Origin of the sequence: Streptomyces sp. PR69 (genome assembly GCF_026420845.1) — a bacterium.
Taxonomy (GTDB): Bacteria; Actinomycetota; Actinomycetes; order Streptomycetales; family Streptomycetaceae; genus Streptomyces.
In genome coordinates this window covers 1-24,137 of record NZ_JAOWCB010000009.1, presented here as the reverse complement: position 1 = coordinate 24,137, position 24,137 = coordinate 1, and the positions used below count along the sequence as shown (strand labels likewise).

The following is a 24,137-nucleotide window of genomic DNA, read 5'->3' as shown; positions in this document are numbered from 1 at the left end:
TCACGGGCTAGGAGGCGAAGAGACGAACCGGCCAGGCCGCGTGCTGCTCCGCCGTGATGTCGAGCAGCGGGGCCGAGGCCGCGGGCAGTGCGTCGATGCCCTGGCGGGCGGCCAGGGCCGCGTCGGCGGCCACCTGGTCGAGTGCCGGGGCGAGCCGGGCGAGGACGGCGGTCGCCTGGAAGGGGTCGAGGCCGAGCAGCCGCACCGCCGCCGTCGCGGGGCCGCTGACCGTCTCGTACGCGACGCAGTGCGCGGCGTCCTCGGGGCCGAGGCCCGCCGAGCGTGCGGCGACGCCGAGGACGACCGGCTGGTGCGCGCCGCGGGGGCGGGCCGCGGCGAGCGCGTCGAGCCCGGGGCCAGGCCAGACGGCGCGTGCGGCCCGCATCATCTGCCGGCCGAGTCTGCGGGCAGCCGTGCGCAGTGCGGGTGAGGGGGTCCTGGCGTCGGCGGCGTCGTCGAGGGCGAGCGGGTCGAGGCCGGCCGCGGCCGCGGCGGCCAAGGCCGCGGAGGTGAGGCCGGCGGTGTGCAGGCGGCCCCGGCAGAAGTTCTCCAGTTCCTCGGCGTTCCGCAGCCGCCCGGCCTTGACGGCTGCTTCGGCCCCGCCGGAGTGTGCGTGTCCTCCGGCGGGGAAGCGTCCGTCGGCGAGTACGAGGAGGGCGGCCCGGCTCATCGGCTCCGTCCCATCAGAACAGGAAGTACCGCTGGGCCATGGGCAGTTCCGCCGCGGGCGCGGGTTCGACGGCTTCTCCGTCGATGGTGACGGTGAAGGTGTCGGGGTCGACCTCGACGCGCGGGCGGGCGTCGTTCTCGCGCATGTCGGCCTTGGTGACGCCGCGGGTGTTCTTGATCGGGACGAACTCCTTGTCCAGACCGAGGCGTTCGGGGAGGCCGTCCTCAAGCGCCGCTTCGGCGACGAAGTTGCACGATCCGGCGGTCGCCGCCCTGCCGAGCGCCCCGAACATGGGGCGGGGCAGCACCGGCTGCGGTGTGGGGATGGAGGCGTTGGCGTCACCCATCTGCGCATAGGCGATCTGCCCGCCCTTGATGACGAGCTGTGGTCTGACGCCGAAGAACGCCGGCTCCCAGAGCACGAGGTCGGCGAGCTTGCCGGTCTCCACCGAGCCGATCTGGTGGTCGAGGCCCTGGGCGACGGCCGGGTTGATCGTGTACTTGGCGATATAGCGGCGTGCCCGGCGGTTGTCGGCGCGGCCGTCTCCGGGCAGGGCCCCGCGGGCCCGCTTCATCACATGCGCGGTCTGCCAGGTGCGCATCACGACCTCGCCGATGCGCCCCATGGCCTGGGAGTCTGAGGAGATGATCGAGATCGCCCCGAGGTCGTGCAGGACGTCCTCCGCGGCGATGGTGGAGGGCCGGATGCGGGACTCGGCGAAGGCGAGGTCCTCGGGGACGGCCGGGTTGAGATGGTGGCAGACCATCAGCATGTCGAGGTGTTCCTCGACGGTGTTCACGGTGTGCGGCCGGGTGGGATTGGTGGAGCTGGGCAGGACGTGCGGCTCGGAGACGACGGTGATGATGTCCGGGGCGTGTCCGCCGCCCGCGCCCTCGGTGTGGTACGCGTGGATGGTGCGGCCCGCGATGGCGGCGAGCGTGTCGCCGACGAATCCGGCTTCGTTGAGGGTGTCGGTGTGGACGGCGAGCTGGACGCCGGTCTCCTCGCACACGCCGAGGCAGGCGTCGATGACGGCCGGGGTGGCCCCCCAGTCCTCATGGATCTTGAATCCGAGGGCGCCTCCGCGGAGCTGGGAGTGCAGGGCCTCGCGGGACATCGTGTTGCCCTTGCCGAGCAGTCCGATGTTGACGGGGTACGCCTCCAGGGCGCCGAGCATCCGCCCGATGTGCCAGGGGCCGGGGGTGACGGTGGTGGCCTTGGTGCCTTCCGCCGGTCCGGTGCCGCCGCCGACGAGGGTGGTGATGCCGCTGGCCAGGGCTTCGTCGACGAGTGTGGGCGAGATGAAGTGGACATGGGCGTCGATCGCGCCCGCGGTGAGGATCTTGCCGTTGCCGGCGATGACTTCCGTCTCGGGGCCGATGACGAGGTCGGGGCAGACGCCGTCCATGGTGTCGGGGTTCCCGGCCTTGCCGATGCCGGCGATGCGGCCGTCGCGGATGCCGACGTCCGCCTTGACGACGCCCCAGTGGTCCAGGACGACCACGCCGGTGATCACGGTGTCGGGGGCGCCGTCGGCCCGGGTCGCACGGGACTGGCCCATGGACTCGCGGATGACCTTGCCGCCGCCGAACACGGCCTCGTCCCCGGCGCGTCCGGGGCCGCCGGAGCGGTCCTCCTCGATTTCCACGAGCAGGTCGGTGTCGGCGAGCCGGATGCGGTCGCCGGCCGTGGGTCCGAAGAGATCCGCGTAGACCGCGCGGTCGAGCTCAGTCATCGAGACCGCCTCCGGTCTCCCCGCGCAGTCCGGGGACGGTGCGCCGTCCGGCGAGGGGGATGAGTTCGACGTCGACGGGGATGCCCGGTTCAAAGCGGACGGCGGTGCCGGCGGCGATGTTCAGCCGGGTGCCGCGGGCCGCGGCGCGGTCGAAGCCGAGGCCGGGGTTGGCCTCGGCGAAGTGGTAGTGGGAGCCGACCTGAACGGGCCGGTCGGCGGCGTTGAGCACCGTGAGCCGGGTGACCGGCCGGCCCTCGTTGAGTGCGATGCGCCCTTCGCCGTACAGGATCTCTCCGGGGATCATCCGCGGCCTCCCTCAGACGATGGGGTCATGGACGGTGACCAGCTTGGTGCCGTCGGGGAAGGTGGCTTCGACCTGCACATCGTGGATCATCTCGGGGATGCCGTCCATGACGTCGTCGCGGGTGAGCACCTTCCGCCCGGAGGCCATCAGCTCGGCGACGGTGTGGCCGTCGCGGGCGCCTTCGAGGATGTGCGAGGTGATCAGCGCGACGGCCTCGGGGTGGTTCAGGCGGACACCGCGGGCCTTGCGCTTCTCCGCGACGTCCGCCGCCACATGGATCAGCAGTCGTTCCTGTTCGTGCGGGGTCAGTTGCACCAGTCCACCTCACTGTTCACGGGCCCAGACGAGGTCTGGGCGCAGCGGGACCCTAGCCGACGTGAAAGCGGTCTTTGCCTGGACACGGGCGACTGCGGGCCGGCGGTTGAACGTTAGGCGGCAAGTTTTTCCGGCGCGTTAACTGATCTTGGGTTGTGGCAGGTCCGCGGGGTGGAGGCGGTACGGGACTGCGGCGGTCACTCGCCGCGGAGGGGATCGCGGTGCCGGGCGGCTAGGCCGAACCGGGGCCGTTTCGCCGGGGGCGGACGGGGGTGTGCCCAGCGAGGAGACCGACGGGACGGCCGGCTCGCCGGCGGCCTCGGCCGACTGCTCCAGACGCTCCAGGTCAGCGGCCGAGACCAGGGCGACCAGGGGTTTGCCGTGCCGGGTCACCACCACTCGCTCGCCGCCGTAGACAACGCGGTTGATCAGATCGGCGAGCTCCGCCCTGGCTTGCGTCACCGGAATCTCGTAGGCCATGGACGGCGAGCGCCGGGCCCGCCGGGTGACCGTGCCGCCGCCGTCGACGCGCTGACGGCCTGCCGGCCGCCGGGGAGCGCCGCGCGGCTCGCGCTGCGGTCAGCGCGTGCCGCAGCCGGCTGGCGCGCTGCGGTCAGCTTGTGAGCGGGGCCGCCGCGCCCGCCCAAGGCAGGGCGATCCAGACCGTCTTGCCGCCCTCGGGGGTCGGGGTGACCGAGAGCTGGCCGCCGCACTCCGCCGTGAGGGTGCGGATGATGACCATCCCGCGGCCGTTGTCCTGCCGTACGGCCGCGGGAAGTCTCTGCGGCCAGCGCGGATGACTGTCGGTGACGCCGATGCGCAGCTTCTCGTCGCGCTCCAGCCGGACGTCCACGGTGAAGGTGGGCGACTGGCCGAAGGTGTGCTGCACGGCGTTGGTGGCGAGTTCCGAGACGATCAGCCGTACGGTGTCGACTGCTTCCGCCTCTTCCGGCAGTCCCCATTCGGAGACGACGTCGGTGACGTACCGCCGGGCGACGGAGACCGAAGCCGGATCGCTCGGCAGAGTGACGGATGCTTCCTGGTGGTCTGCCATGGCGACACTGTCCCTTTCCCACCGGGGCCGGGCTCCGACTCGTAGCGGATCAATGCGAGGACGGCCACGGATTGCGCTATGGGCCCAGACTGCCACCTGCCATGCCATCAGGTGCGGCGATCCACCAAGATATGCATATATCTGTCGCTCGATGCGGTGAACTCTGCGACGGAAGACCGTATTTGGGCGCACACTCGGGGACGCGAGACCGGCATTTTGAGCCAGGAGCGCCATGCGCACCATGAGCGCTGTGAGCGCCGTGTGCGTCAAGTGGCCTGAGTGGCTGAGGAGGAGCGCCTGATGAGACAGGGTCCAGCGGTGCGCCGCCGCCAACTCGGGGTGGAGCTGCGGGGGCTGCGCCAGACCGCGGGTCTCACCAGCCGCGAGGCGGCCCGGCTCGCCGGCTGGCACCAGTCGAAGGTGAGCAGGATCGAGACCGGCGCCAGCGGGGTCAGCGCGGCGGATGTGACGCTGCTGCTGGATGTGTACGGGGTCGGCGACGCCCGGCGGCGCGCACTGCTGAAGACCCTGGCCGGCGCGGCGGCGGACAGCGGGGGCGGGGGCTGGTGGCATGCCTACCGGGGACTGCTGCCCGCGGAGTACCGGGACTTCATCTCGCTGGAGTCGCAGGCCAGTGCGGCCCGCACGGTCGAGACCTGTGTGGTGCCGGGTCTGCTGCAGACGGCGGACTATGCGCGTGCGGTGACCCGGGCGACGCTTGAGCGGCTGCCGCCGGCGACCGTGAACTCCCTGGTGGAGGTGCGGATCGCCCGCCAGTCGGTGCTGGTCGCCGAGCGCCCGCTGACGCTCAGCGCGGTGCTGGACGAGGCGGTGCTGCGCCGGGAGGTGGGCGGACGGGCGGTGATGCGCGCCCAGCTGCGGCGGCTGGCGGAGCTGGCCCGACTGCCGTGCGTCCGGCTGCAGGTGATGCCGTTCTCGGCCGGCGGCTACGCGGGCCTTGCGGGTCCTTTCGTCATCTTCTCCTTTCCGAACATTTCTGATCTGGATGTGGTCGTAATAGACCACTTGACGAGTAGCCTCTGCCTTGAGCGGAAAGAAGAGCTTGAGGTGTACAGCGCCGCCTTCAGCGCGATGCAGGCGCGCGCCCTCTCTCCCGAGGACACCTTGGAACTCATCGGGCGGATCAACGACGATCCGTGAGCCACTGCCGAGAACGATCCGTACACCCCGGTGGAAAACAGCGGAACGCCGGGCCGCCCCGGCTCGGCGCCGTTCAGGCCCTCACCCCAAGGAGGCACCCCCCATGCCCGATCAGCAGGAAGGCCTTCAGCAGCGCGCTTTAACCTGGCGGCGCAGCAGCCGCAGCGTGGCCAAGGGCAACTGTGTCGAGGCGGCCAGGCTGCCCGACGCCTCGCTGGCCGTCAGGGACTCCAAGGATGTCTCGCGCCGTCCGCTGCGGGTGTCCTCCCGCGCCTGGGAGCGGTTCCTGGCCGCTCTCGACGACGGGAGCGCTGGGATCAGCTGACCGGAGCCGTCCCGACGATTGTGGCGACGGCCTGCTCCACCTGCTGATCCGTCAGATCGGCGCGGGCCGTCAGCCTGATGCGTGAGATGCCGTCCGGCACGGAAGGCGGACGGAAACACCCCACCGCAAGCCCGTTCGCGCGGCAGTCGGCGGCCCAGCGCACGGCGTCCTCGGGCGAGGGCGCGTGCACGGAGACGACTGCCGCGTCCGGGCGGGCGGCGGTGAACCCCTCGCCGGTCAGCCGCCGGTGCAGCGTCCGGGCGACCGCACGGGTCCGGGCGGGCAGGGCGGGTTCGAGGCGCAGTACGCGCAGGGCGGCCAGCGCCGCCCCCGCCGCCGCCGGGGCGAGCCCGGTGTCGAAGATGAAGCTGCGGGCCGTGTTGACCAGATGGCCGATCACCCGGGCCGGGCCGAGGACCGCGCCGCCCTGGCTGCCCAGCGACTTGGAGAGCGTCACCGTGGCGACCACGCCCCGGCGGCCCGCGAGCCCGGCGGCGTGCGGAGCGCCCCGGCCGCCTTCGCCGAGGACGCCGAGGCCGTGGGCGTCGTCCACCAGCAGCCCCGCGCCCGCCTCCGCGCAGACAGCCGCAAGCGCGGCCAGCGGGGCCGCGTCGCCGTCCACGGAGAACACCGAGTCGGTCACCGTCACCGCGCGCCGCCCCGGATGCGCGTCAAGCGTTTTGCGTACGGCGTCGACGTCCGCGTGCGCGACGACCTCGGTCTCGGCGCGGGAGAGCCGGCAGCCGTCGACGATGGAGGCGTGGTTGCCCGCGTCGGAGACGATCAGCGCGTCACGGCCGCTGAGCGCGGTGACGGCGGCGAGGTTGGCGGCATACCCGGACGACAGCACCAGTGCCGCCTCGAAACCGCAGAAATCGGCCAGCTCCCGCTCCAGCTCCGCGTGCAGGGCGGTGCTGCCGGTGACCAGCCGGGAGCCGGTGGCGCCCGCGCCCCAGGTGCGGGCCGCCTCCGCGGCCGCCTCGGTGACCTCGGGGCGGCGGGTCAGCCCCAGATAGTCGTTGCCCGCGAGATCGAGCAGCCCGCCGTCCGCGGAGCGCGGCCGGAGCGTGCGCACCAGCCCGGCCCGTTCACGGCGGCGCGAGGCGTCGTCGATCCAGTCGAAAGGATCCTTCGGCATGGTGGTCCGGTCCTTTTGTAGGCAGCGCACAGACCCTAACCGGGGTCACTCGAGGAGCGGATGTGGCCATACACACACCTCAAAGATGCTCCGTTGTGGGGTTCCTCCTTGGCCGCGGCGTGTGCGGTACGTCAGGATCTGCGTCATGGACCTGCTGAACACGCTGGTGGAGAAGGGGCTGCGGCGCGAGCCGCCGACCCGTGACGAGGCGCTCGCCGTGCTGGCGAGTTCCGACGACGAGCTGCTCGACGTGGTGGCCGCGGCCGGAAAGGTGCGGCGGAAGTGGTTCGGGCGGCGGGTGAAGCTCAACTATCTGGTCAATCTCAAGTCCGGGCTGTGCCCGGAGGACTGCTCCTACTGCTCTCAGCGGCTCGGGTCCAAGGCGGAGATCCTCAAGTACACCTGGCTCAAGCCGGACGAGGCGTCCGAGGCGGCGGCGGCCGGGGTGGCCGGCGGCGCCAAGCGGGTCTGCCTGGTGGCGAGCGGCCGCGGGCCGACGGACCGCGACGTCGACCGGGTGTCGCAGACCATCGAGGCGATCAAGGAGCAGAACGAGGGCGTCGAGGTGTGCGCCTGCCTCGGGCTGCTCTCCGAGGGCCAGGCGGAGCGGCTGCGGGCCGCGGGCGCGGATGCGTACAACCACAACCTGAACACCTCTGAGGCCACATACGGGGACATCACCACCACCCACACCTACGCCGACCGGGTGGAGACGGTCCAGCAGGCGCAGCAGGCGGGCCTGTCGGCGTGCTCAGGTCTGATCGCGGGCATGGGCGAGAGCGACGAGGACCTGGTCGACGTGGTGTTCGCGCTGCGCGAGCTGGACCCGGACTCGGTGCCGGTGAACTTCCTCATCCCCTTCGAGGGGACGCCGCTGGCCAAGGAGTGGAACCTCACCCCGCAGCGGTGTCTGCGGATCCTCGCCATGGTCCGTTTCGTCTGCCCCGATGTGGAGGTGCGGCTCGCGGGCGGCCGCGAGGTGCATCTGCGCTCGATGCAGCCGCTGGCGCTGCACCTGGTCAACTCGATCTTCCTCGGCGACTATCTGACGAGCGAGGGCCAGGCGGGCAAGGCGGACCTGGAGATGATCGCGGACGCGGGCTTCGAGGTGGAGGGCGCGGGGACGACCACGCTGCCGGAGCACCGGCTGCACGGACAGGGCGGCGGCTGCGGGTCGGTGTGCGGATCGGAGCCGACGGCTGCCGCGGAGCCGCCCGAGGAGCAGCCGGCCGCCCGGACGGATCTGGTGGCCGTACGCCGCCGCGGCGCCGGCACCGACCTCGCGCCCAATGCCTGAGCCGCTGTCCCCCCGCGAGCCGCTGTCCCCCGCCGAACTGCTGGCGCTGGACCGGGCGCACGTCTGGCATCCGTACGGCCCCATGCCGGGCCGTACGGACCCGCTGGTGGTGCAGTCCGCATCGGGTGTCCGGCTGCGGCTCGCCGAAGCGGTCCACGGCCGATGCGAACTGATCGACGGGATGTCGTCCTGGTGGTCGGCGATCCACGGCTACAACCACCCGGTGCTCAACGAGGCGGCGCGCGGGCAGCTGGAGCGGATGAGCCATGTGATGTTCGGCGGGCTCACCCATGAGCCGGCCGTGCGGCTGGCTGCCCGGCTGGTCGAGATCACCCCCGAGCCGCTGGAGCATGTCTTCCTCTGCGACTCGGGGTCGGTCTCCGTCGAGGTCGCGGTCAAGATGTGCCTGCAGCACTGGCGTTCGCTGCGGCGGCCCGAGAAGCGGCGGCTGCTGACCTGGCGCGGCGGCTACCACGGCGACACCTGGCAGCCGATGTCGGTCTGCGACCCCGAAGGCGGGATGCACGGCCTGTGGTCGGGCGTGCTGCCGGAGCAGATCTTCGCGGACGCGCCGCCTGCGGAGTACGAGCCCGCGTACGCCGACGCTCTGCGCGCGCTGATCGCCCGCCATGCCGGGGAACTGGCCGCGGTGATCGTGGAGCCGGTGGTGCAGGGCGCGGGCGGGATGCGGTTCTGCTCGCCCGCGTATCTGCGGGTGCTGCGGGAGGCGTGCGACGAGCATGACGTGCTGCTCGTGTTCGACGAGATCGCCACGGGCTTCGGGCGCACCGGCGAGCTGTTCGCCGCGGAGCACGCCGGGGTCAGCCCCGATGTGATGTGCCTCGGCAAGGCGCTGACCGGCGGCTATCTGACGATGGCGGCGACGCTGTGCACCCCGCGGGTGGCCGAGGGCATCTCGCGCGGCGAGGTCCCCGTGCTGGCGCACGGCCCCACGTTCATGGGCAACCCCCTGGCGTCCGCCGTCGCCTGCGCCTCCATCGATCTGCTGCTCGCCCAGGACTGGCGTCAGGAGGTCAAGCGCATTGAGGCGGCGCTGCGGGACGGGCTCGCCGGGGCGAGGGACATTCCGGGTGTACGGGACGTCCGTGTGCTGGGCGCGATCGGCGTCGTCCAGCTGGACCACGACGTCGACATGGCGGCGGCGACGCGGGCCGCGGTGGGCGAGGGGGTGTGGCTGCGGCCGTTCCGCGACCTGGTCTACACGATGCCGCCGTATGTGACGGGGGATGAGGACATGAGCCGGATCGCGGCGGCGGTGGCCGCCGCGGCCGCGGCGGGGTGACCTCCGGGGCGGAGCCCCGGGCCCCGGGTGTCGCCCCACCCACCCCGCCCGCGGGCGCGGGCCCCGGCGCCCGGCGCCTGCGCTCGGGGCGTCGGCCTCGGGGCGGGCACTCGTCCCACCCACCCGCCCGATCGCCCCACCCCCCGTCCGCGGGCTCCGGGGCGCGGCGTCTGCGCTCGGGATACCGGCCTCGGGGCGGGGCACTCGTCCCACCCACCCCCAATCACCCCACTCCGCGGGCGCGGGCAGGGGCAGCCCGGGGGCGGGGGGTCGTCGCCGCCCCGCAGCGCGAGCAGAACGGCTCCGAGGGGCTGCCGTTGCCCCTCGGGGCCCCCGGGGGGCAGTCCGTGGCAACGGCTGCCGCTCGCCGCGGTGGGAGCAGGGGCAGGGCCCCCGGGCCACCGCCTAGGGAGTGTCGTCGAAGCAGCGTCGTCCGCCCGGAGGGGCGGGCCGGACGGCGTCCGGTGCTGCGATCTCCCCCGCGCCCGAAGGGCCGCGGGGGAGATCGCAAGGCGGAGGATGGGAGCACCCCCGGCCCAAGGCTGGGGGAGAATCCATGCGGGCATCAGCGACTGACGACAACGCAGCGTGGGGGCGCCTCCCGGGCCCGCAGGGCCCAGGGGGAGTGCGTGCCAGACGCCGCCAGGCAGACGGGACTTTGCGCACCGGGAGCAGGAGGCAGTCGTCGGCCCTTGGGGCGTATGGGGACTGAGGTGAGGGAAACGCATATGGGAATCGTCGTTGTCACGGGGACCGGGACCGAGATCGGGAAGACCGTGGTCACCGCGGGGCTCGCCGCGCTCGCGCGGCGGCAGGGGCGCAGCGTCGCCGTGCTGAAGCCCGCGCAGACCGGTCTCGTACCCGGTGAGCCGGGCGACGCCCAGGAGGCCGCGCGGCTCGCCGGGGATGTGGCGGCCGTGGAGCTCGGCCGGTTTCCCGAGCCCCTGGCGCCCGCGACGGCCGCGCGGCGTGCCGGTGCGGCGCCGGTGCGCCCCGAGCACGCGGCCGCCGTGGCCGCGGAGCTGGCGCAGCGGTACGACCTGGTGCTGGTGGAGGGCGCGGGCGGACTGCTTGTGCGGTTCGACGACGACGGCGGCACGCTCGCCGACGTGGCCCGGCTGCTCGGCGCGCCGGTGCTGATCGTCGCACCCGCCGGTCTCGGCACGCTCAATGCGACCGCGCTGACCGCGGAGGCCCTGCGCGCACGGCGGTTGGAGCCGCTCGGCGTGGTGATCGGCAGCTGGCCCGCGGAGCCCGATCTCGCATCGCGGTGCAACCTGGCCGATCTGCCTCAGGCGGCCGGCGCGCCGCTGCTCGGCGCGGTGCCGGAGGGAGCCGGCGCGCTGCCGGCGGACGAGTTCCGCGCGCAGGCCGCACACTGGCTCGCGCCGCCGCTCGGCGGGACCTGGGCGCCGCCCGAGGCGGCTGCGCCCGGCCCCGTACGCTGATCCGATGCGCACTGCACGCACTGCACGGATCGACGAGATCGTCTTCGACTGCCATGACCCCTCCCGTCCGGTCCGCTTCTGGGCCGCCCTCCTCGGGGGCGACCCGGTCGACCGGGCCCCCGACTGGTCGTATGTCGACCCTCCCGGCTTCGCCCGTGTCGCCTTCCAGCGCGTCCCCGAGGCGAAGTCCGCCAAGAACCGGCTGCATCTGGATCTGGACGCGGGCGACGTCGACACGGCGGCGGACGAGGCCGTGCGGCTCGGCGCGCGGCGCGTGGGGGCAGTGGTGACCGATGAACAGGGGCGGTTCCAGGTCATGCGGGACCCGGAGGGGAATGAGTTCTGCTTCGTCGGCGGCACGGAAGGCTGACATCGGCCGCGCCGGGGGACAATGACGGTGACGTCCCGCCGCCGCCCCCTGGAGGTCCGCGATGTTGCCGCGCAGCTCGAAGATGCCCCGGGACGCGGTTCACCATCCCGTCTTCGCCCGCTTCTACGCCAAGTGGAGCGTGACGGCCGACGAGAAGGGCGGGGTGGCGGCCTACCGGCATGAGCTGCTCGCCGGGCTCTCGGGCCGGGTGATCGAGATCGGCGCGGGCAATGGCCTGAACTTCGCGCACTACCCGTCGTCGGTCAGCGAGGTCGTCGCGCTGGAACCGGAGCGCATGCTGCGGAAGCTGGCACTGGAGGCGGCTGTGCACGCCGAGGTGCCGGTGGATGTGGTGCCGGGTGTGGCGGAGGCGCTGCCGGTGAAGAGCGAGGCGTTCGACGCGGCTGTGGCGTCGCTGGTGCTGTGCACGGTACGCGATGTGCCGCGGGCGCTGGGCGAGCTGCGGCGCGTGCTGCGGCCCGGCGGGGAACTGCGGTTCTTCGAGCACGGCCTGGCCCCGGGCCGTGGACTGGCCGGATGCCAGCGGGCGCTGGACCGGACGGTGTGGCCGCTGCTCTTCGGGGGCTGTCATACGGCTCGGGACACGATCGCCGCGATCGAGGCCGCGGGCTTTGAACTGGGCGATTACCGCAGGTTCCGGGTACCGGAATCGGGGCCGCCGCTTCCCGCGTCCCCCTGCGTCCTGGGCACGGCCCGCCGTCCGCTGCCGGACGCGGATGCCTGACACCGCGGGGAGGCGTCCGCGGGTCCGGCCGGAGGGCCCCGGGTCAGAGAGTCCAGCGGCGCAGCTGCTTCGCGATCGCGCGGACGTCCGCGTGGTCGTCCCTGATCAGTCGGGCCAGGTCTCTGACCTGCTCGGGAGAGGTGGCGACCTTCAGACCGGAGGCGACGAGATAGCCGTACGCGACGGCGCAGGCGAACATCGCGTTCGAGTGCTCCAGCGCCGGTACGTGCAGCAGGAGTTGCAACAGGGCTGCGGCCCGCGCATAGGGGTCCGCATAGACCTGTACGCCGAATATCTCCGCCTCGTGCCGGCTGACCGCGGCGACGAGGGCGCCCCAGTCGACGACCTGCGGATCGCCGGGCGTCTTATGCTCCGCGATCATCAGCAGCCAGGCGAGGTCGATCCGCAGGCTCACCGCCGGCCGGGACGGCCGCCCCCGCCGGGGCCGCCAGGTCTCGCCGGGTCGCCGAGCTCCTCGGCGAAGACGGATTCGTACTGCTTCATGAAGTCCGCCGCCGCCTCGACGAAAGTGCGCCCCGCCTCGCCGGCGTCCTGCTGGACGAGCTCCTCGATATAGCGGTTCACGCTGATGCCGCGCTGCGTCGCCCGCTCCCGGGCCGCCGCCGCGGTCGTCTCGTCCACGCGCACATTGAGCTGTGTCTTGGCCACGCTCACACGCTAGCGCGCAGACGCTAGCACTCACAAGAGAAGCGCGTACGCGAGTTCGACCGGATGGGATCCGGGGAGGCTGCCTACAGCGGCTCACAGCCTGTCAAGGAGGTTTCATGGAACGGCCGTTCCGGTTCGGAGTGAATATGCTGACGCCCTCTGATGGCGGCGAGTGGGGCAAGCGGTGCAGACGCGCCGAGGAGCTCGGCTACGACGTGATCCTCGTCCCCGACCATCTGGGGATGCCCGCGCCGTTCGCCGCCTTGGTCGCCGCCGCCGACGCGACGACACGGCCCCGCGTGGGGACCTTCGTCCTCAACGCGGGATTCTGGAACCCGGCGCTGCTCGCCCGGGAGGCGGCCACCGCGGACGCCCTCACCGGCGGCCGTCTGGAGCTGGGGCTCGGGGCCGGGTATGTGAAGGAGGAGCACGACCGGGCGGGGCTGCCGTTCCTCTCCCCCGGCGGCCGTGTCGGCCATCTGAGGCGCACGGTCGAGGAGCTCGACCGGCTGCTCGGCGACGCGGCCCATCAGCCGCGGCCGGTCCAGGGGCCGCGGCTGCCGCTGCTGATCGGCGGCAACGGCGACCGGGTGCTGCGGCTGGCCGCCGGGCGGGCGGCGACCGTGGCCTTCACCGGCGCCCGGGAGGGCAGGGACGGCCTTGCCGCGCTCACGGCCGAGCAGCTCGACGGAAGGGTCGCGGCATACCGGGCCGCGGCCGCCGGACGGACGACGCCGGCCGAGCTGAATCTGCTCCTCCAGACGGTCGTGATCACCGACGACCCCGCCTCCGCCGTTCGGCCGATGCTCCGGCACGCACCCCATCTGGACGAGGAGGAGCTGCTGGCGCTGCCGGTGCTGGCCGTCGGCACGGTCCGGGAGATCGCCGACCGGCTGCGGTCCCACCGGCGGCGGTACGGATTCTCGTACTTCACCGTGCTCGACCCCGCCATGGAGACCTTCGCCCCAGTGATCGAGGAGCTGCGCGGCAGCTGACCCGCGGCCCGCCGCCCGGACGCCCGTACGCGCGTTTCCTCCGTCCCTGCCGGACCATGGGACGGAGGTGAACCGATGACCGAAGTGCTCCTGCTGTTCGTGGCGGTGCTGCTCGTACTGGCGTGCGGGGCGTTCGTCGCGGCGGAGTTCTCCCTCACCACGGTCGAGCGCGGCGATCTCGAACGGGCGGCCGAGCGGGGCGAGCGGGGCGCGGCCGGCGCGCTCAGGGCCGTACGGAGTCTGACCTTCCAGCTCTCCGGGGCACAGCTCGGCATCACGGTCACCAATCTGGTGATCGGCATGCTTGCCGAGCCGTCGATCGCCCGGCTGATCCGGGGGCCGCTCGAAGGACTCGGCGCGTCCAGCTCCATGGCCTCCTCCGTCGCCCTGGTCATCGGCACGGCGCTGTCCACGGTCGTCCTGATGGTCGTCGGCGAGCTGGTCCCGAAGAACTGGGCGATCTCCTCGCCGCTGGCGGTCGCCAAGGCGGTGGCCCCGCCGCACCGGATGTTCACCGCCGTCTTCCGCCCGCTGATCGGCCATCTCAACAATGAGGCGAACCGGATCGTACGGCGGCTCGGCATGGAGCCGACGGAGGAGCTGGCCTTTGCGCGCAGCCCGCAGGAGCTGATCGCCCTGGCCCGCCACTCCGCCCGGCAGGGCGCGCTGGAGGCGGACGCCGCCGAGCTGTTCGTACGCACCCTGAGCCTGCCGGAGCTGACGGCGGAGAATGTGATGACCCCGCGTGTGCAGGTCATGGCGCTGGAGGTGACGGCCACGGCGGAGGACGTCGCCAATGCGACACGGGCCACCGGGCTGTCCCGCTTCCCGGTCTACCGGGACACCCTCGACACGGTCGTGGGCGTCGCCCACATCAGGGATGTGCTGGCGGTGCCGGCCGCCGAACGGATCCGGCACGGGGTCTCGGAGCTGCTGCGCGAGGCGGTGCTCGTGCCAGCCTCGCTGTCGGTGGACCGGCTGCTGGACCGGCTCTCGGGCCGCTCCTCGATGGCGGTCGTCATCGACGAGTACGGCGGCACTGCGGGGGTGGTGACCCTGGAGGACATCGTCGAGGAGGTCGTGGGCGAGGTACGGGACGAGCACGATCCCCACGAGACGCCGGACCTGGCGGCGGCGGGCGAGGACGCGGACGGCAGGGCGCTGTGGTCCGCGGACGGCGCGGCGCGCATGGACCAGCTGGAGCGGATCGGGCTGCTGGCGCCGGAAGGGCCGTACGAGACGCTGGCCGGGCTGATCGCCACCGTGCTGGGGCGCATTCCCGAGGAGGGCGACGCGATCGAGCTGGCGGGCTGGCGGCTGGAGGTGGCCGACGCCTCGGGCCGGCGCGCGGCCGGCGTGCTGCTGCACGCGCCGCCGTCGCCGGGCGGCGCGGGCGGTCCGCACCCCGGTGAGACGGCAGGCGGGCAGGGGGACGCGCCGTGGTGATCGCCCTTCAGCTCGGCATCGGTCTGCTGATGCTGATCGTGAACGCCTTCTTCGTCGGGGCGGAGTTCGCGCTGATCTCCGTCCGGCGCAGTCAGATCGAACCGGCCGCCCAGGCGGGAGACCGCCGTGCCCGCAGCGTGCTGTGGGGTCTTGAGCATGTCTCCGCGCTGCTCGCGGCCGCCCAGCTGGGCATCACGCTCAGCACGCTGGTGCTCGGCATCGTGGCCGAGCCCGCCATCGCCCATCTGCTGGAGCCGCTGTTCGACGCGCTGGGCATGCCGCACGGCCTGATCCATCCCTTCTCCTTCGTCATCGCCCTGACAGCGGCGACGTATCTGCACATGCTGCTCGCCGAGATGATCCCCAAGAACATCGCGCTCGCCGAACCCCAGCGGTCCGCGCTGCTGCTGGGCCCGCCGCTGGTCGCCCTGGCACGGGCGCTGCGGCCGGTGATCTTCACGGTGAACGCGTTCGCCAACGCGCTGCTGAAGCTGTTGCGCGTGGAGCCCAGGGACGAGGTCGCGGCCGCGTTCTCCGACGACCAGCTGGTCAGGCTGGTGCAGGACGCGGGCGAGGCGGGGCTGCTCGACGACCGGGCGGCCGAGCGGCTGCGGGACGCCCTGGAGCTGGGCCGGCGGCCGGTGCGGGAGGTGGCCTCGCCGCTGGAGGAGGTGGTCTGCGCACCGGCGGGGACGACTCCGGCGCAGCTGGAGGCGCTGTCGGCGCGGTCGGGATTCTCCCGCTTCCCCGTGGTCGACGCGGGCCGGCGGATCCTGGGCTATCTGCATGTGAAGGACGCCTTGGACGCGCCGCGGCGGGATGCGCCGTTCCCGGTGCCGGCGCTGCGGCCGGTGGCCCGGGTCCGCGGGACTGCCCCGCTGGACGATGTGCTGACGGCGATGCGGCGCAGCCGTACGCATCTGGCGGCGGTGCTGGACGAGGAGGACCGGCCGCAGGGGCTGGTGACGATGGAGGACGTGCTGCGCGAACTCGTGGGGCGTCCCGGCTGACGCCCGCGGGCGGCGGCTGTGGAACGCGCCCGGACCGCTGCGGCATACCGAACGGTATGATCAGTCCGCCATGGAGATGACCGACAGGCCGACAGCCCCGTACACGAGCACAGCCCACTACACGAGTTTTGTCGCGATAGGCGATTCATTCACGGAAGGGATGTCGGATCTGCTGCCCGACGGCTCCTACCGCGGATGGGCGGACCTCCTGGCGGCCCGCCTCGCCGCCCGCACCCCCGGTTTCCGGTACGCGAACCTCGCCGTGCGGGGCAAGCTCATCGGGCAGATCGTCGAGGAGCAGGCAGACCGGGCCGCGGCCATGCGGCCGGATGTGATCACCCTGGTGGGCGGGCTGAACGACGCCCTGCGCCCGAGCTGCGACATGGGGCGGGTGCGGGCGCTGCTGGAGCAGGCCGCGGAGCGACTCGCGCCCAGCTGCCGGCAGCTCGTGCTCATGCGCAGCCCGGGCCGCCGCGGCCCCGTCATGGAACGCTTCCGCCCGCGCATGGAGCAGCTGTTCACGCATGTGGAAACGGTGGCCGCACGCCACGGCGCGCTGGTCACGGACCTGTACGGGGCCGAGGTCCTGGGCGATTCGCGGATGTGGGACGCCGACCGGCTGCATCTCACGGCCGAGGGGCACCGCAGGGTCGCCGAGGCGGTATGGCAGACGCTCGGCCTGGAGGCGGAGGAAGACTGGCGCGCCCCGCTGCCGCCCGCGGCGCGTCCCGCCTGGACGGCACGGCGCATCGAGGATCTGCGGTTCGCCCGCCGCCATCTGGGCCCCTGGATCGGGCGTCGGCTCACCGGCCGCTCCTCCGGCGACGGCCTCCCTCCGAAGCACCCGGAGCTGCTGCCGTACGAGCCCGGGGCCGTCTGAGGCCCGGACGTCCCCGGCCGCCGCCCGGGCCTCGTAGCAACGCACAACCGGGGCCATGGCGCTGGCCTGCACAAACCGCCAGTAGACTCTGTGCACGTGACTGCCTCGTCTGCGAAGCCCCGCATCCCCAACGTCCTGGCCGGCCGCTATGCCTCCACGGAGCTTGCCTCCCTGTGGTCCCCCGAGGAGAAGGTCAAGCTGGAGCGCCGGCTCTGGCTTGCGGTGCTGCGCGCACAGAAGGACCTCGGAATCGAGGTGCCCGAGGCGGCCCTCGCCGACTACGAGCGCGTGCTCGACCAGGTCGACCTCGCGTCGATCGCCGAGCGGGAGAAGGTCACCCGGCACGATGTGAAGGCGCGCATCGAGGAGTTCAACGCGCTCGCGGGCCATGAGCATGTGCACAAGGGCATGACCTCCCGCGATCTGACGGAGAACGTGGAGCAGCTGCAGATCCGGCTCTCGCTGGAGCTGATGCGCGACCGCACCGTGGCGGTGCTGGCGCGGCTGGGCCGGCTCTCCGGGGAGTACGCGGAGCTGGTCATGGCCGGGCGCTCGCACAATGTCGCTGCACAGGCCACGACCCTCGGCAAGCGCTTCGCAACGGCGGCGGACGAGCTGCTCGTCGCGTACGGGCGGCTTGAGGACCTGCTCGGCCGCTACCCGCTGCGCGGCGTCAAGGGGCCCGTCGGCACCGCCCAGGACATGCTGGACCTGCTGGGCGGCGACCCCGCCAAGCTCGCTGAGCTGGAGCGGCGGATCGCCGCGCACCTGGGCTTCGCGCACGGCTTCACCTCCGTCGGCCAGGTCTATCCGCGCTCCCTGGACTACGACGTGGTCTCCGCGCTGGTGCAGCTGGCCGCGGCCCCCTCGTCCCTCGCCAAGACGATCCGGCTGATGGCCGGGCACGAGCTGGTGACGGAGGGCTTCAAGCCCGGGCAGGTCGGCTCCTCCGCCATGCCGCACAAGATGAACACCCGCTCGTGCGAGCGGGTGAACGGCCTGATGGCCGTCCTGCGCGGCTATGCCTCGATGACCGGCGAGCTCGCGGGCGACCAGTGGAACGAGGGCGATGTCTCCTGCTCCGTGGTGCGCCGGGTCGCACTGCCGGACGCGTTCTTCGCCTTCGACGGGCTGCTGGAGACGTTTCTGACGGTGCTCGACGAGTTCGGGGCGTTCCCGGCGGTGGTGGCGCGGGAGCTGGACCGGTATCTGCCGTTCCTGGCCACGACCAAGGTCCTGATGGGCGCGGTGCGGGCCGGGGTGGGCCGTGAGGTCGCCCATGAGGCGATCAAGGAGCATGCCGTCGCCTCAGCGCTGGCCATGCGTGAGCAGGGCGCGGAGCGCAATGAGCTGCTCGGCAAGCTGGCGGCGGACGAGCGGATTCCGCTGGACCGGGCGGAGTTGGACGCGCTGATGGCCGACAAGCTGTCGTTCACGGGCGCGGCGGCCGACCAGGTCGCCGCGGTGGTCTGTCGTGTCGAGGAGATCGTCAAGCAGCACCCGGAGGCCGCGGGCTACACCCCGGGGTCGATCCTCTGACCCGCCGCCCGCCCCGCCTGCCGACCCGCCGTCTGACCCCCGCGGACCTTGCGGCCGCCCGCGACCGCACCGTCCCAGATGTGGCCGCGGACGGCCTGTCCGTGCTGTTCTGCGGCATCAACCCCAGCCTGATGTCGGCGGCCACCGGCTTCCACTTCGCCCGGCCCGGCAATCGCTTCTGGCCGGTGCTGGAGCTGTCGGGCTTCACCCCGCGGCGGCTGCGGCCCGAGGAGCAGCACGAGCTCCTCTCATACGGGCTCGGCATCACCAATGTGGCCGCCAGGGCGACGGCACGTGCGGACGAGCTGACCGCCGACGAACTCCGCACGGGCGGCGCCGCCCTCCGGGCCAAGGTGGAGCGCCTCCGGCCGCGCTGGCTGGCCGTGGTCGGCGTCACCGCCTACCGCACGGCGTTCGACGACCGGACGGCCCGGATCGGCCGCCAGGAGCGGGTGATCGGCGACAGCCGGGTGTGGGTGCTGCCGAATCCGAGCGGGTTGAACGCGCGGTGGACGGCGGAGACGATGGCGGAGGAGTTCGCCCGCCTGCGGGTGGCTGCGGACGGGTTTGCTCCCCCTCCCCTCCCCTTCCCGTAACTGGGGGCAAGCCCCCAGACCCCCGTACGGCCTTCGGCCGTGTCCTCAAGCGCCGGACGGGCTGAATTTGGCCGCACCAAATCCCAGCCCGCCGACGTTGGCAGCCCACACTCAGCCCCGCCTGGGGGTACCTCCCAGCGGTAGCTGGGGGAGCTTGAGGCGCAGGAGCCAGCACATTCAGCCTCGCCGGCGCTTGAGGCGCAGGGACCAGAAACCCAGCCCCGCCGGCGTTTGAGGCGCGGAGGTCCGGGGGCGGAGCCCCCGGTTACGGGAAGGGGTGGGGAGGGGGAAAAATCCCGCACGGCCCCCTACGGCGGCGCGTCCCCCGCAACCAGCACCAGCACCCCCACCCCCCGCTCCCGATCCCGCCTCGCCGTGCCCACGGCTATCCAGCGGTCGCCCGCCTCCCAGGCGTGGACGTAGTCCACAAGGTGGCTCAGCGCGGCCCAGGAGGCCGGGATGGAGTCCCCCGAGGCGCTGCGCACGGACAGGGACCACAGGGTGAACGGATCCGCCCGGCCCCAGCGCGCGCTCAGCAGCGCCACCAGCGCATCGCACTCCGCCTCACACTGCTCGCACGCCTGTTCCCATGACATATCCTCCGCCGCGCCCCCGGACGCGTCGCCGCCGCTCAGCTCCACCAGGTGGTAGCCGGGTCCGTCCTCGGCGAACGCCCGGGTGCGCAGCAGGTCTATCTCGGCGAGCCGGTCCGCAGCGGTCATGCCGTCAGTAAACCGGTCGGCACTGACATATGGCGTTCCGTCAGATGTACGGCCGTCGCGAGCGCTCACTTCCGGCCACCCCTGTCACGGCTCCCTCGCCCCCTGCGCCACTCGCCGCGCTCGCGACCAGCGAGTACCATCCGCGTGACATGCGCTCGAGCTGGGAGGACACAACGGTGGGGCGGCTGACCGGCGGGGATCCGTCGCTGCTGCGGCGGATCAATTCCGCGGTGGTACTCCATGCGCTGCGTGGCGCGGGCACTCCCACGCTGACCGATCTGACCCGTATCACCGGTCTGTCCCGGCCGACGGTGGAGGGCGTGGTCGAGGGGCTCATCGGGGACGGTCTGGTGGTGGAGGCGGCTCCGGAGGAGGGCGAGGCCCGGAGGCAGGGCCGGCCCGCGCGGAGGTTCCGCTTCCGGGCCGAGGCGGGGCATCTGCTGGGGGTCGAGATCGGTGCGCACCGGGTCGCGGCGCTGCTGTCGGGGCTGGACGGACGGATCATCGGCGCGGGCTCCCGAGAGGTGTCCGAAACCGCCTCGGCGGACGAGCGGCTGGAGCGGGTGCGGTCGGCGGTGACCGATGTGCTGCGGCGGGCCGGTGTGGCACGGGGCAGCCTGCGGGCGGTCGGGGTCGGTTCGCCCGGGATCGTGGAGGCGGACGGCACGGTGCGGCTGGGGACCGCGCTGCCCGGCTGGACGGGGCTGGCCCTGGGCGAGCGGCTTCGCCGGTCGTTCCGCTGCCCGGTGCTGGTGGAGAACGACGCCAACGCCGCCGCCGTGGCCGAGCACTGGAAGGGCGCGGCTACGGACTCCGACGACATCGTCTTCGTACTGGCGGGACTCAGCCCGGGGGCCGGCTCGCTGATCGGGGGGCGGCTGCACCGGGGCTTCGGCGGCGCGGCGGGCGAGATCGGCGCCCTGCATCTGCTGGGGCGTGAGGCGACCCCGGAGACGCTGCTGTCGACGACGGACGAGCCGCTGCATCCGCTTGACGAGCAGGCGGTGGCCCGCGTCTTCGCGCTCGCACGGCAGGGCGACGCCCGCGCGCAGGCGGCGGTGAACCGTTTCATCCAGCGGCTGGTGCACGATGTGGCGGCGCTGGTGCTCGCCCTCGACCCCGAGGTGGTGATCGTGGGCGGCTGGGCGGCGGGCCTCGACGGCGTGCTCGATCCGCTGCGGGCACAGCTGTCGCGGTTCTGTCTGCGCCCGCCCCGGGTGACGCTCTCGCTGCTGGGTGAGGCGGCGGTGGCGACGGGCGCGCTGCGGCTTGCGCTGGATCATCTGGAGGAGCAGCTCTTCGCCGTGGAAGGGTCGGTGACGGGGCGGCGATGACCGCCCGCGCGACCCGTGAGCGGCCTCAGGAGGCCTGTCGCCGCTGCCCGTGGTGGCTGATTTCCAGGTCTCCGAAGTCGCCGAAGGTGAGCCGGCAGGTGTCGGCCCGGTAGGTGGCGACGGAGACGGCCGCGGTCCGGCCGCCGGAGAAGTACCGGGTGGTGACGACGAGCACCGGCGCACCGGGCAGCCGGTCGAGCTCCTTGGCGTCGTCGGCGCGTGCGGAGCCCAGCTCGACGGCGCGGTCCTGCCCTTCGAGGGTGAGGCGCTGGAGCTCACGCAGAACCGACCGGGCGCGGGCGGGACCCGAGGGGACGTCGACGACGGCCGGCGCGGCGGGAACTGACGCAAGGGGCACATACAGCAGTTCGGCGGCCACCGGCTGGCCCTGACTGAGGCGCAGACGGCGCACCGTGTGGGCCTCTTCGCCGTCGTCCGCGTCAAGCAGCCGGGCCACGGAGCAGGGCGGCGGCGCGGTCGTGCAGCCGACCGGCTGCCAGGCGTCCTGTCCGGCGCCGGGCCAGCCGTGCCGGGGGGTGGAGACGTCCACGCCCATGCGGGGCGGGGCGACGGTGGTGCCGACGCCGCGGCGGCGCTGCAACCGGCCTTCCAGCTCAAGCTGTTCGAGCGCCTGCCGGAGCGTGGCGCGGGCGACGCCGAACCGGGCGGCGAGGTCGCGCTCGTTGGGCAGGATCTCCCCCACCGCGAAGTCCGAGTCGAGCGCTTCGCTGATCACGGTCTTGAGGTGCACATACTTAGGCTCCGGCACTGTCTCCAGCTGCGTGGTCCCCACCCTGATCCTCCGCCAATCGCCCTGCCAGCGGCGGCTTTGCCGCGCCCTTTTTCGCGCCTTTGTTTATTAAAGGTTCCTGCACTAACTCTGTGACCATAGGACGGCGCACACCCTTGGTCAAGACCAATCCAGCGCAGCTTACTCAGTGAAACGGCATGATGCCGCTGCGTGTTCGGACGGCGGCGGGAAGGTGGCGGAAAAGAATCTCGCAGCCGCTCCGGCCATGGCGTCCGGCCTGCGGATTCGGCTCGCGTGCGGGGATTCAGCCCACGGGCAGGGAGGCCAGCTTGTCGGGATTGCGGATGACGTAGACGCATTGAATGCGTCCGTCCCTGATTGCCAGCTGGAAAACACTGTCCGGCTTTCCGCCCGCCAGGGCGAGCAGCGCGGGCGCGCCGTTGATCTCGACGAAGCGGATCTCCAGTTGCCCGACGGACTGCTGGGACACGGCGGCGAGGAAGCGGCCGACCTTGTCGGCGGTCTCCAGGACGCGCAGCGGGGCCTTGGCCTTGCCGCCGGAGTCCCCGACAAGCCGGACGTCCGGGGCGAGCAGCGTCAGCAGCGCGTCGAAGTCGCCGCCGGCGGCCGCGGCGAGGAAACGCTCGGTCAGCTCGCGGCACTGGACGGGGTCGACGTCGTAGCGCGGTCTGCGCTCCTGCACATGGCGGCGCGCGCGGCCGGCGAGCTGGCGCACGGCCGCCTCGGAGCGGTCGAGGGCGGCGGCGATCTCTCCGTACGGGAAGGCGAACGCCTCGCGGAGCACGAACACGGCGCGCTCCAGCGGGGAGAGTGACTCCAGGACGACGAGGACGGCGAGGGAGACCGAGTCGGCCAGCGCGGCCCGCTCGGCGGCGTCGGGGGCGGCGTGGGCGACATCGGTGACGACGGGTTCGGGAAGCCAGGGGCCGACGTACGACTCCCGGCGCGAGGTGATCTGCCGCAGCCGGTCGACGGCCAGCCGGGTCGTGACGCGGACCAGGTAGGCGCGCGGCTCGGCGACGCCGCCGCGGTCCCCGGCCGACCAGCGCAGCCATGCTTCCTGGACCACGTCCTCGGCGTCGGCCACTCCGCCCAGCATGCGGTAAGCCACTCCGGTCAGGAGGGGGCGGTGCTCTTCGAAGACGTCGGTCACGGTGTCGGTCGCCACGGTTCCATCCCAGCACACCCGTTCAGGCTCGGCACAGCGCGGTGTGAATGACGCGTTCGGCCTCTTGAGCCCTATGCTACCGAGCGGTAATTGTTACTGACAGTCCGTCTATGTTCATGGGTGGGTCCAGGGTTCAGCCCATGGACCGGTTCATGGGTCAGGAGCGCAGTATGGCCGCAGAGATCTCGTTCCCCGTCGACACTCCAGCCGGCAGCCGCGCCCTGACGGTGACCTATGAACGCGCGGGGGCCGGTGAGCCGCTGCTGCTGCTGCACGGGATCGGGCACCACTGGCAGGCGTGGGAGCCGGTGCTCGCCGTTCTGGCCGCGGAGCGCGATGTCATCGCCATCGACCTGCCGGGCTTCGGGACGTCGACGGCGCTGCCGGAGGGAGTGCCGTACGACCTGGAGACCGTGGCGACGGTGCTCGGCCGTCTGTGCGAGGCCCTGGGGGTGGAGCGGCCGCATGTCGCGGGGAACTCCCTCGGCGGGCTGCTGGCCCTGGAGTTGGGCCGCGAGAAGCTCGTACGGTCGGTGACGGCGCTGTCGCCCGCCGGGTTCTGGACGGAGGCCGAGCGGCGCTACGCGTTCACCACGCTGCGGGCGATGCGGATCGGGGCGCAGACGATGCCGCCCGCGCTGGTCGAGCGGCTCTCCCGGTCGGCGGCGGGACGGGCGGCGCTCATCAGCAGCATCTACGCCCGGCCGGGGCGCAGATCACCCGAGGCGGCCGTCGCGGAGACGCTGGCGCTGCGCAACGCCACGGGGTTTGAAGCGACGCTGGTCGCGGGAGGGTCGGTGCTGTTCACGGACGACATCCCGGATGTCCCGGTCACCATCGCCTGGGGCACGAAGGACCGGTTGCTGCTGCGGCGGCAGGGGGTGCGGGCCAAGCACGTCATCCCCGGCGCGCGCCTCATCCGGCTGCCGGGCTGCGGCCATGTCCCGATGAGCGACGACCCGGCGCTGGTGGCCCGGGTCATCCTCGACGGCAGCCGGTGACGTGTCACCGGTGACCCCCGTCAACCGGTGACCGTCAACCGGTGCACGCCGGGGGGCCTCATACGCGGCCGCGCGCGGGCGGAGGCGGGGGCGGGCACTCTGGCGCCGCGGCTGCGGGCTCGGCCGGGCGCACGGCCTGC

26 protein-coding genes and 1 pseudogene are annotated in these 24,137 nt (G+C 72.7%); 15 read left to right on the top strand and 12 right to left on the bottom strand.

What is annotated here, in order from left to right; genetic code table 11:
• Positions 1-7 precede the first annotated feature (7 nt).
• The 6 genes and pseudogenes from OF819_RS11275 to OF819_RS11250 form a co-directional block, all read right to left on the bottom strand.
• A complete protein-coding gene (locus OF819_RS11275) occupies positions 8-670 on the bottom strand; it encodes an urease accessory protein UreF (protein ID WP_267243302.1) in 663 nt (220 codons plus the stop codon).
• Between the two features lie 13 nt (positions 671-683).
• Complete coding sequence (locus tag OF819_RS11270) at positions 684-2,405, bottom strand: urease subunit alpha (protein WP_267243301.1); 1,722 nt, start codon at positions 2,403-2,405, stop codon at positions 684-686.
• Positions 2,398-2,709: an urease subunit beta gene (locus OF819_RS11265; protein WP_267243300.1), complete on the bottom strand. Its 312-nt coding sequence runs from the start codon at positions 2,707-2,709 to the stop codon at positions 2,398-2,400. The genes OF819_RS11270 and OF819_RS11265 overlap by 8 nt, the downstream gene beginning before the upstream one ends.
• Positions 2,710-2,721: 12 nt before the next feature.
• Positions 2,722-3,024: an urease subunit gamma gene (locus OF819_RS11260; protein ID WP_267243299.1), complete on the bottom strand. Its 303-nt coding sequence runs from the start codon at positions 3,022-3,024 to the stop codon at positions 2,722-2,724.
• 197 nt (positions 3,025-3,221) lie between these two features.
• A pseudogene (locus tag OF819_RS11255) lies at positions 3,222-3,504 on the bottom strand (type II toxin-antitoxin system Phd/YefM family antitoxin).
• A gap of 133 nt (positions 3,505-3,637) precedes the next feature.
• Positions 3,638-4,078 carry an ATP-binding protein gene (locus OF819_RS11250; RefSeq protein WP_267243298.1) on the bottom strand — a complete coding sequence of 147 codons (441 nt, stop codon included), beginning with the start codon at positions 4,076-4,078 and terminating at the stop codon, positions 3,638-3,640.
• 300 nt (positions 4,079-4,378) lie between these two features.
• Between OF819_RS11250 and OF819_RS11245 the strand changes: the two genes are divergently transcribed.
• Both OF819_RS11245 and OF819_RS11240 read left to right on the top strand, forming a co-directional pair.
• Positions 4,379-5,239 (top strand): helix-turn-helix domain-containing protein, encoded by an 861-nt coding sequence (locus OF819_RS11245; RefSeq protein WP_267243297.1) that lies wholly within the window; start codon positions 4,379-4,381, stop codon positions 5,237-5,239.
• A 103-nt stretch (positions 5,240-5,342) separates the two neighbouring features.
• Positions 5,343-5,564 carry a DUF397 domain-containing protein gene (locus OF819_RS11240; RefSeq protein ID WP_267243296.1) on the top strand — a complete coding sequence of 74 codons (222 nt, stop codon included), beginning with the start codon at positions 5,343-5,345 and terminating at the stop codon, positions 5,562-5,564.
• On the opposite strand, the gene OF819_RS11235 is transcribed toward OF819_RS11240, so the two are convergent.
• Entirely contained in the window at positions 5,557-6,702 is a 1,146-nt protein-coding gene (locus tag OF819_RS11235) for an 8-amino-7-oxononanoate synthase (protein WP_267243295.1), read from the bottom strand. The genes OF819_RS11240 and OF819_RS11235 overlap by 8 nt on opposite strands.
• A 145-nt stretch (positions 6,703-6,847) precedes the next feature.
• On the opposite strand from OF819_RS11235, the gene bioB reads away from it, so the two are divergent.
• From bioB to OF819_RS11210, 5 genes are all read left to right on the top strand, one after another.
• A complete protein-coding gene (gene bioB / locus OF819_RS11230; RefSeq protein ID WP_267243294.1) occupies positions 6,848-7,999 on the top strand; it encodes a biotin synthase BioB in 1,152 nt (383 codons plus the stop codon).
• Positions 7,992-9,302: an adenosylmethionine--8-amino-7-oxononanoate transaminase gene (locus OF819_RS11225; protein ID WP_267243293.1), complete on the top strand. Its 1,311-nt coding sequence runs from the start codon at positions 7,992-7,994 to the stop codon at positions 9,300-9,302. Before bioB ends, OF819_RS11225 begins: the two co-directional genes overlap by 8 nt.
• A 728-nt stretch (positions 9,303-10,030) precedes the next feature.
• Entirely contained in the window at positions 10,031-10,750 is a 720-nt protein-coding gene (gene bioD, locus OF819_RS11220) for a dethiobiotin synthase (RefSeq protein ID WP_267243292.1), read from the top strand.
• A gap of 4 nt (positions 10,751-10,754) precedes the next feature.
• A complete protein-coding gene (locus OF819_RS11215) occupies positions 10,755-11,120 on the top strand; it encodes a VOC family protein (protein WP_267243291.1) in 366 nt (121 codons plus the stop codon).
• Between the two features lie 61 nt (positions 11,121-11,181).
• Entirely contained in the window at positions 11,182-11,865 is a 684-nt protein-coding gene (locus tag OF819_RS11210; protein ID WP_267243290.1) for a class I SAM-dependent methyltransferase, read from the top strand.
• A 43-nt stretch (positions 11,866-11,908) separates the two neighbouring features.
• Here OF819_RS11210 and OF819_RS11205 read toward each other — a convergent pair whose 3' ends face one another.
• Together OF819_RS11205 and OF819_RS11200 are read right to left on the bottom strand one after the other, a co-directional pair.
• On the bottom strand, positions 11,909-12,280 hold the full coding sequence (locus tag OF819_RS11205) for a fic family toxin-antitoxin system, toxin component (protein WP_267243289.1): 372 nt from the start codon (positions 12,278-12,280) through the stop codon (positions 11,909-11,911).
• Positions 12,277-12,534 (bottom strand): toxin-antitoxin system HicB family antitoxin, encoded by a 258-nt coding sequence (locus OF819_RS11200; RefSeq protein WP_267243288.1) that lies wholly within the window; start codon positions 12,532-12,534, stop codon positions 12,277-12,279. Before OF819_RS11200 ends, OF819_RS11205 begins: the two co-directional genes overlap by 4 nt.
• A gap of 116 nt (positions 12,535-12,650) precedes the next feature.
• Between OF819_RS11200 and OF819_RS11195 the strand changes: the two genes are divergently transcribed.
• The 6 genes from OF819_RS11195 (at position 12,651) to mug (ending at position 19,000) form a co-directional block, all read left to right on the top strand.
• Positions 12,651-13,529, top strand: a complete 879-nt coding sequence (locus tag OF819_RS11195; RefSeq protein WP_267243287.1) for a TIGR03621 family F420-dependent LLM class oxidoreductase — start codon at positions 12,651-12,653, stop codon at positions 13,527-13,529.
• Between the two features lie 75 nt (positions 13,530-13,604).
• Positions 13,605-14,975 carry a hemolysin family protein gene (locus OF819_RS11190; RefSeq protein WP_267243286.1) on the top strand — a complete coding sequence of 457 codons (1,371 nt, stop codon included), beginning with the start codon at positions 13,605-13,607 and terminating at the stop codon, positions 14,973-14,975.
• Entirely contained in the window at positions 14,972-15,985 is a 1,014-nt protein-coding gene (locus OF819_RS11185) for a hemolysin family protein (protein WP_267243479.1), read from the top strand. Before OF819_RS11190 ends, OF819_RS11185 begins: the two co-directional genes overlap by 4 nt.
• Before the next feature lie 76 nt (positions 15,986-16,061).
• On the top strand, positions 16,062-16,865 hold the full coding sequence (locus OF819_RS11180; RefSeq protein WP_416370516.1) for an SGNH/GDSL hydrolase family protein: 804 nt from the start codon (positions 16,062-16,064) through the stop codon (positions 16,863-16,865).
• A gap of 96 nt (positions 16,866-16,961) precedes the next feature.
• Complete coding sequence (gene purB, locus OF819_RS11175) at positions 16,962-18,404, top strand: adenylosuccinate lyase (RefSeq protein WP_267243284.1); 1,443 nt, start codon at positions 16,962-16,964, stop codon at positions 18,402-18,404.
• Between the two features lie 32 nt (positions 18,405-18,436).
• Positions 18,437-19,000 (top strand): G/U mismatch-specific DNA glycosylase, encoded by a 564-nt coding sequence (mug, locus tag OF819_RS11170; RefSeq protein WP_267243478.1) that lies wholly within the window; start codon positions 18,437-18,439, stop codon positions 18,998-19,000.
• A gap of 308 nt (positions 19,001-19,308) precedes the next feature.
• Here mug and OF819_RS11165 read toward each other — a convergent pair whose 3' ends face one another.
• Positions 19,309-19,722 (bottom strand): hypothetical protein, encoded by a 414-nt coding sequence (locus tag OF819_RS11165; RefSeq protein ID WP_267243283.1) that lies wholly within the window; start codon positions 19,720-19,722, stop codon positions 19,309-19,311.
• A 176-nt stretch (positions 19,723-19,898) separates the two neighbouring features.
• Between OF819_RS11165 and OF819_RS11160 the strand changes: the two genes are divergently transcribed.
• Entirely contained in the window at positions 19,899-21,056 is a 1,158-nt protein-coding gene (locus tag OF819_RS11160) for an ROK family transcriptional regulator (protein WP_267243477.1), read from the top strand.
• 25 nt (positions 21,057-21,081) lie between these two features.
• On the opposite strand, the gene OF819_RS11155 is transcribed toward OF819_RS11160, so the two are convergent.
• Positions 21,082-21,849, bottom strand: coding sequence for a GntR family transcriptional regulator (locus OF819_RS11155; RefSeq protein WP_267243282.1), 768 nt, complete (start codon positions 21,847-21,849; stop codon positions 21,082-21,084).
• Positions 21,850-22,111: 262 nt separating this feature from the next.
• The gene (locus tag OF819_RS11150) at positions 22,112-22,996 is read right to left on the bottom strand and encodes an RNA polymerase sigma-70 factor (protein ID WP_267243281.1); all 885 of its coding nucleotides are present in this window, start codon (positions 22,994-22,996) and stop codon (positions 22,112-22,114) included.
• A 170-nt stretch (positions 22,997-23,166) separates the two neighbouring features.
• Here OF819_RS11150 and OF819_RS11145 point away from each other — a divergent pair, with 170 nt between their 5' ends.
• Positions 23,167-23,997, top strand: coding sequence for an alpha/beta fold hydrolase (locus OF819_RS11145; RefSeq protein WP_267243280.1), 831 nt, complete (start codon positions 23,167-23,169; stop codon positions 23,995-23,997).
• The last annotated feature ends 140 nt before the right edge of the window (positions 23,998-24,137 follow it).

Bases quoted from the DNA above. Each gene is read 5' to 3' on its own strand.
- OF819_RS11235 (WP_267243295.1), bottom strand. From the start codon at position 6,702: ATGCCGAAGGATCCTTTCGACTGGATCGACGACGCCTCGCGCCGCCGT.
- OF819_RS11275 (WP_267243302.1), bottom strand. From the start codon at position 670: ATGAGCCGGGCCGCCCTCCTCGTACTCGCCGACGGACGCTTCCCCGCC.
- OF819_RS11240 (WP_267243296.1), top strand. From the start codon at position 5,343: ATGCCCGATCAGCAGGAAGGCCTTCAGCAGCGCGCTTTAACCTGGCGG.
- OF819_RS11250 (WP_267243298.1), bottom strand. From the start codon at position 4,078: ATGGCAGACCACCAGGAAGCATCCGTCACTCTGCCGAGCGATCCGGCT.
- OF819_RS11195 (WP_267243287.1), top strand. From the start codon at position 12,651: ATGGAACGGCCGTTCCGGTTCGGAGTGAATATGCTGACGCCCTCTGAT.
- OF819_RS11270 (WP_267243301.1), bottom strand. From the start codon at position 2,405: ATGACTGAGCTCGACCGCGCGGTCTACGCGGATCTCTTCGGACCCACG.
- OF819_RS11265 (WP_267243300.1), bottom strand. From the start codon at position 2,709: ATGATCCCCGGAGAGATCCTGTACGGCGAAGGGCGCATCGCACTCAAC.
- bioD (WP_267243292.1), top strand. From the start codon at position 10,031: ATGGGAATCGTCGTTGTCACGGGGACCGGGACCGAGATCGGGAAGACC.
- OF819_RS11225 (WP_267243293.1), top strand. From the start codon at position 7,992: ATGCCTGAGCCGCTGTCCCCCCGCGAGCCGCTGTCCCCCGCCGAACTG.
- OF819_RS11245 (WP_267243297.1), top strand. From the start codon at position 4,379: ATGAGACAGGGTCCAGCGGTGCGCCGCCGCCAACTCGGGGTGGAGCTG.
- bioB (WP_267243294.1), top strand. From the start codon at position 6,848: ATGGACCTGCTGAACACGCTGGTGGAGAAGGGGCTGCGGCGCGAGCCG.
- OF819_RS11190 (WP_267243286.1), top strand. From the start codon at position 13,605: ATGACCGAAGTGCTCCTGCTGTTCGTGGCGGTGCTGCTCGTACTGGCG.
- OF819_RS11210 (WP_267243290.1), top strand. From the start codon at position 11,182: ATGTTGCCGCGCAGCTCGAAGATGCCCCGGGACGCGGTTCACCATCCC.
- OF819_RS11165 (WP_267243283.1), bottom strand. From the start codon at position 19,722: ATGACCGCTGCGGACCGGCTCGCCGAGATAGACCTGCTGCGCACCCGG.
- OF819_RS11180 (WP_416370516.1), top strand. From the start codon at position 16,062: ATGACCGACAGGCCGACAGCCCCGTACACGAGCACAGCCCACTACACG.
- OF819_RS11215 (WP_267243291.1), top strand. From the start codon at position 10,755: ATGCGCACTGCACGCACTGCACGGATCGACGAGATCGTCTTCGACTGC.
- OF819_RS11145 (WP_267243280.1), top strand. From the start codon at position 23,167: ATGGCCGCAGAGATCTCGTTCCCCGTCGACACTCCAGCCGGCAGCCGC.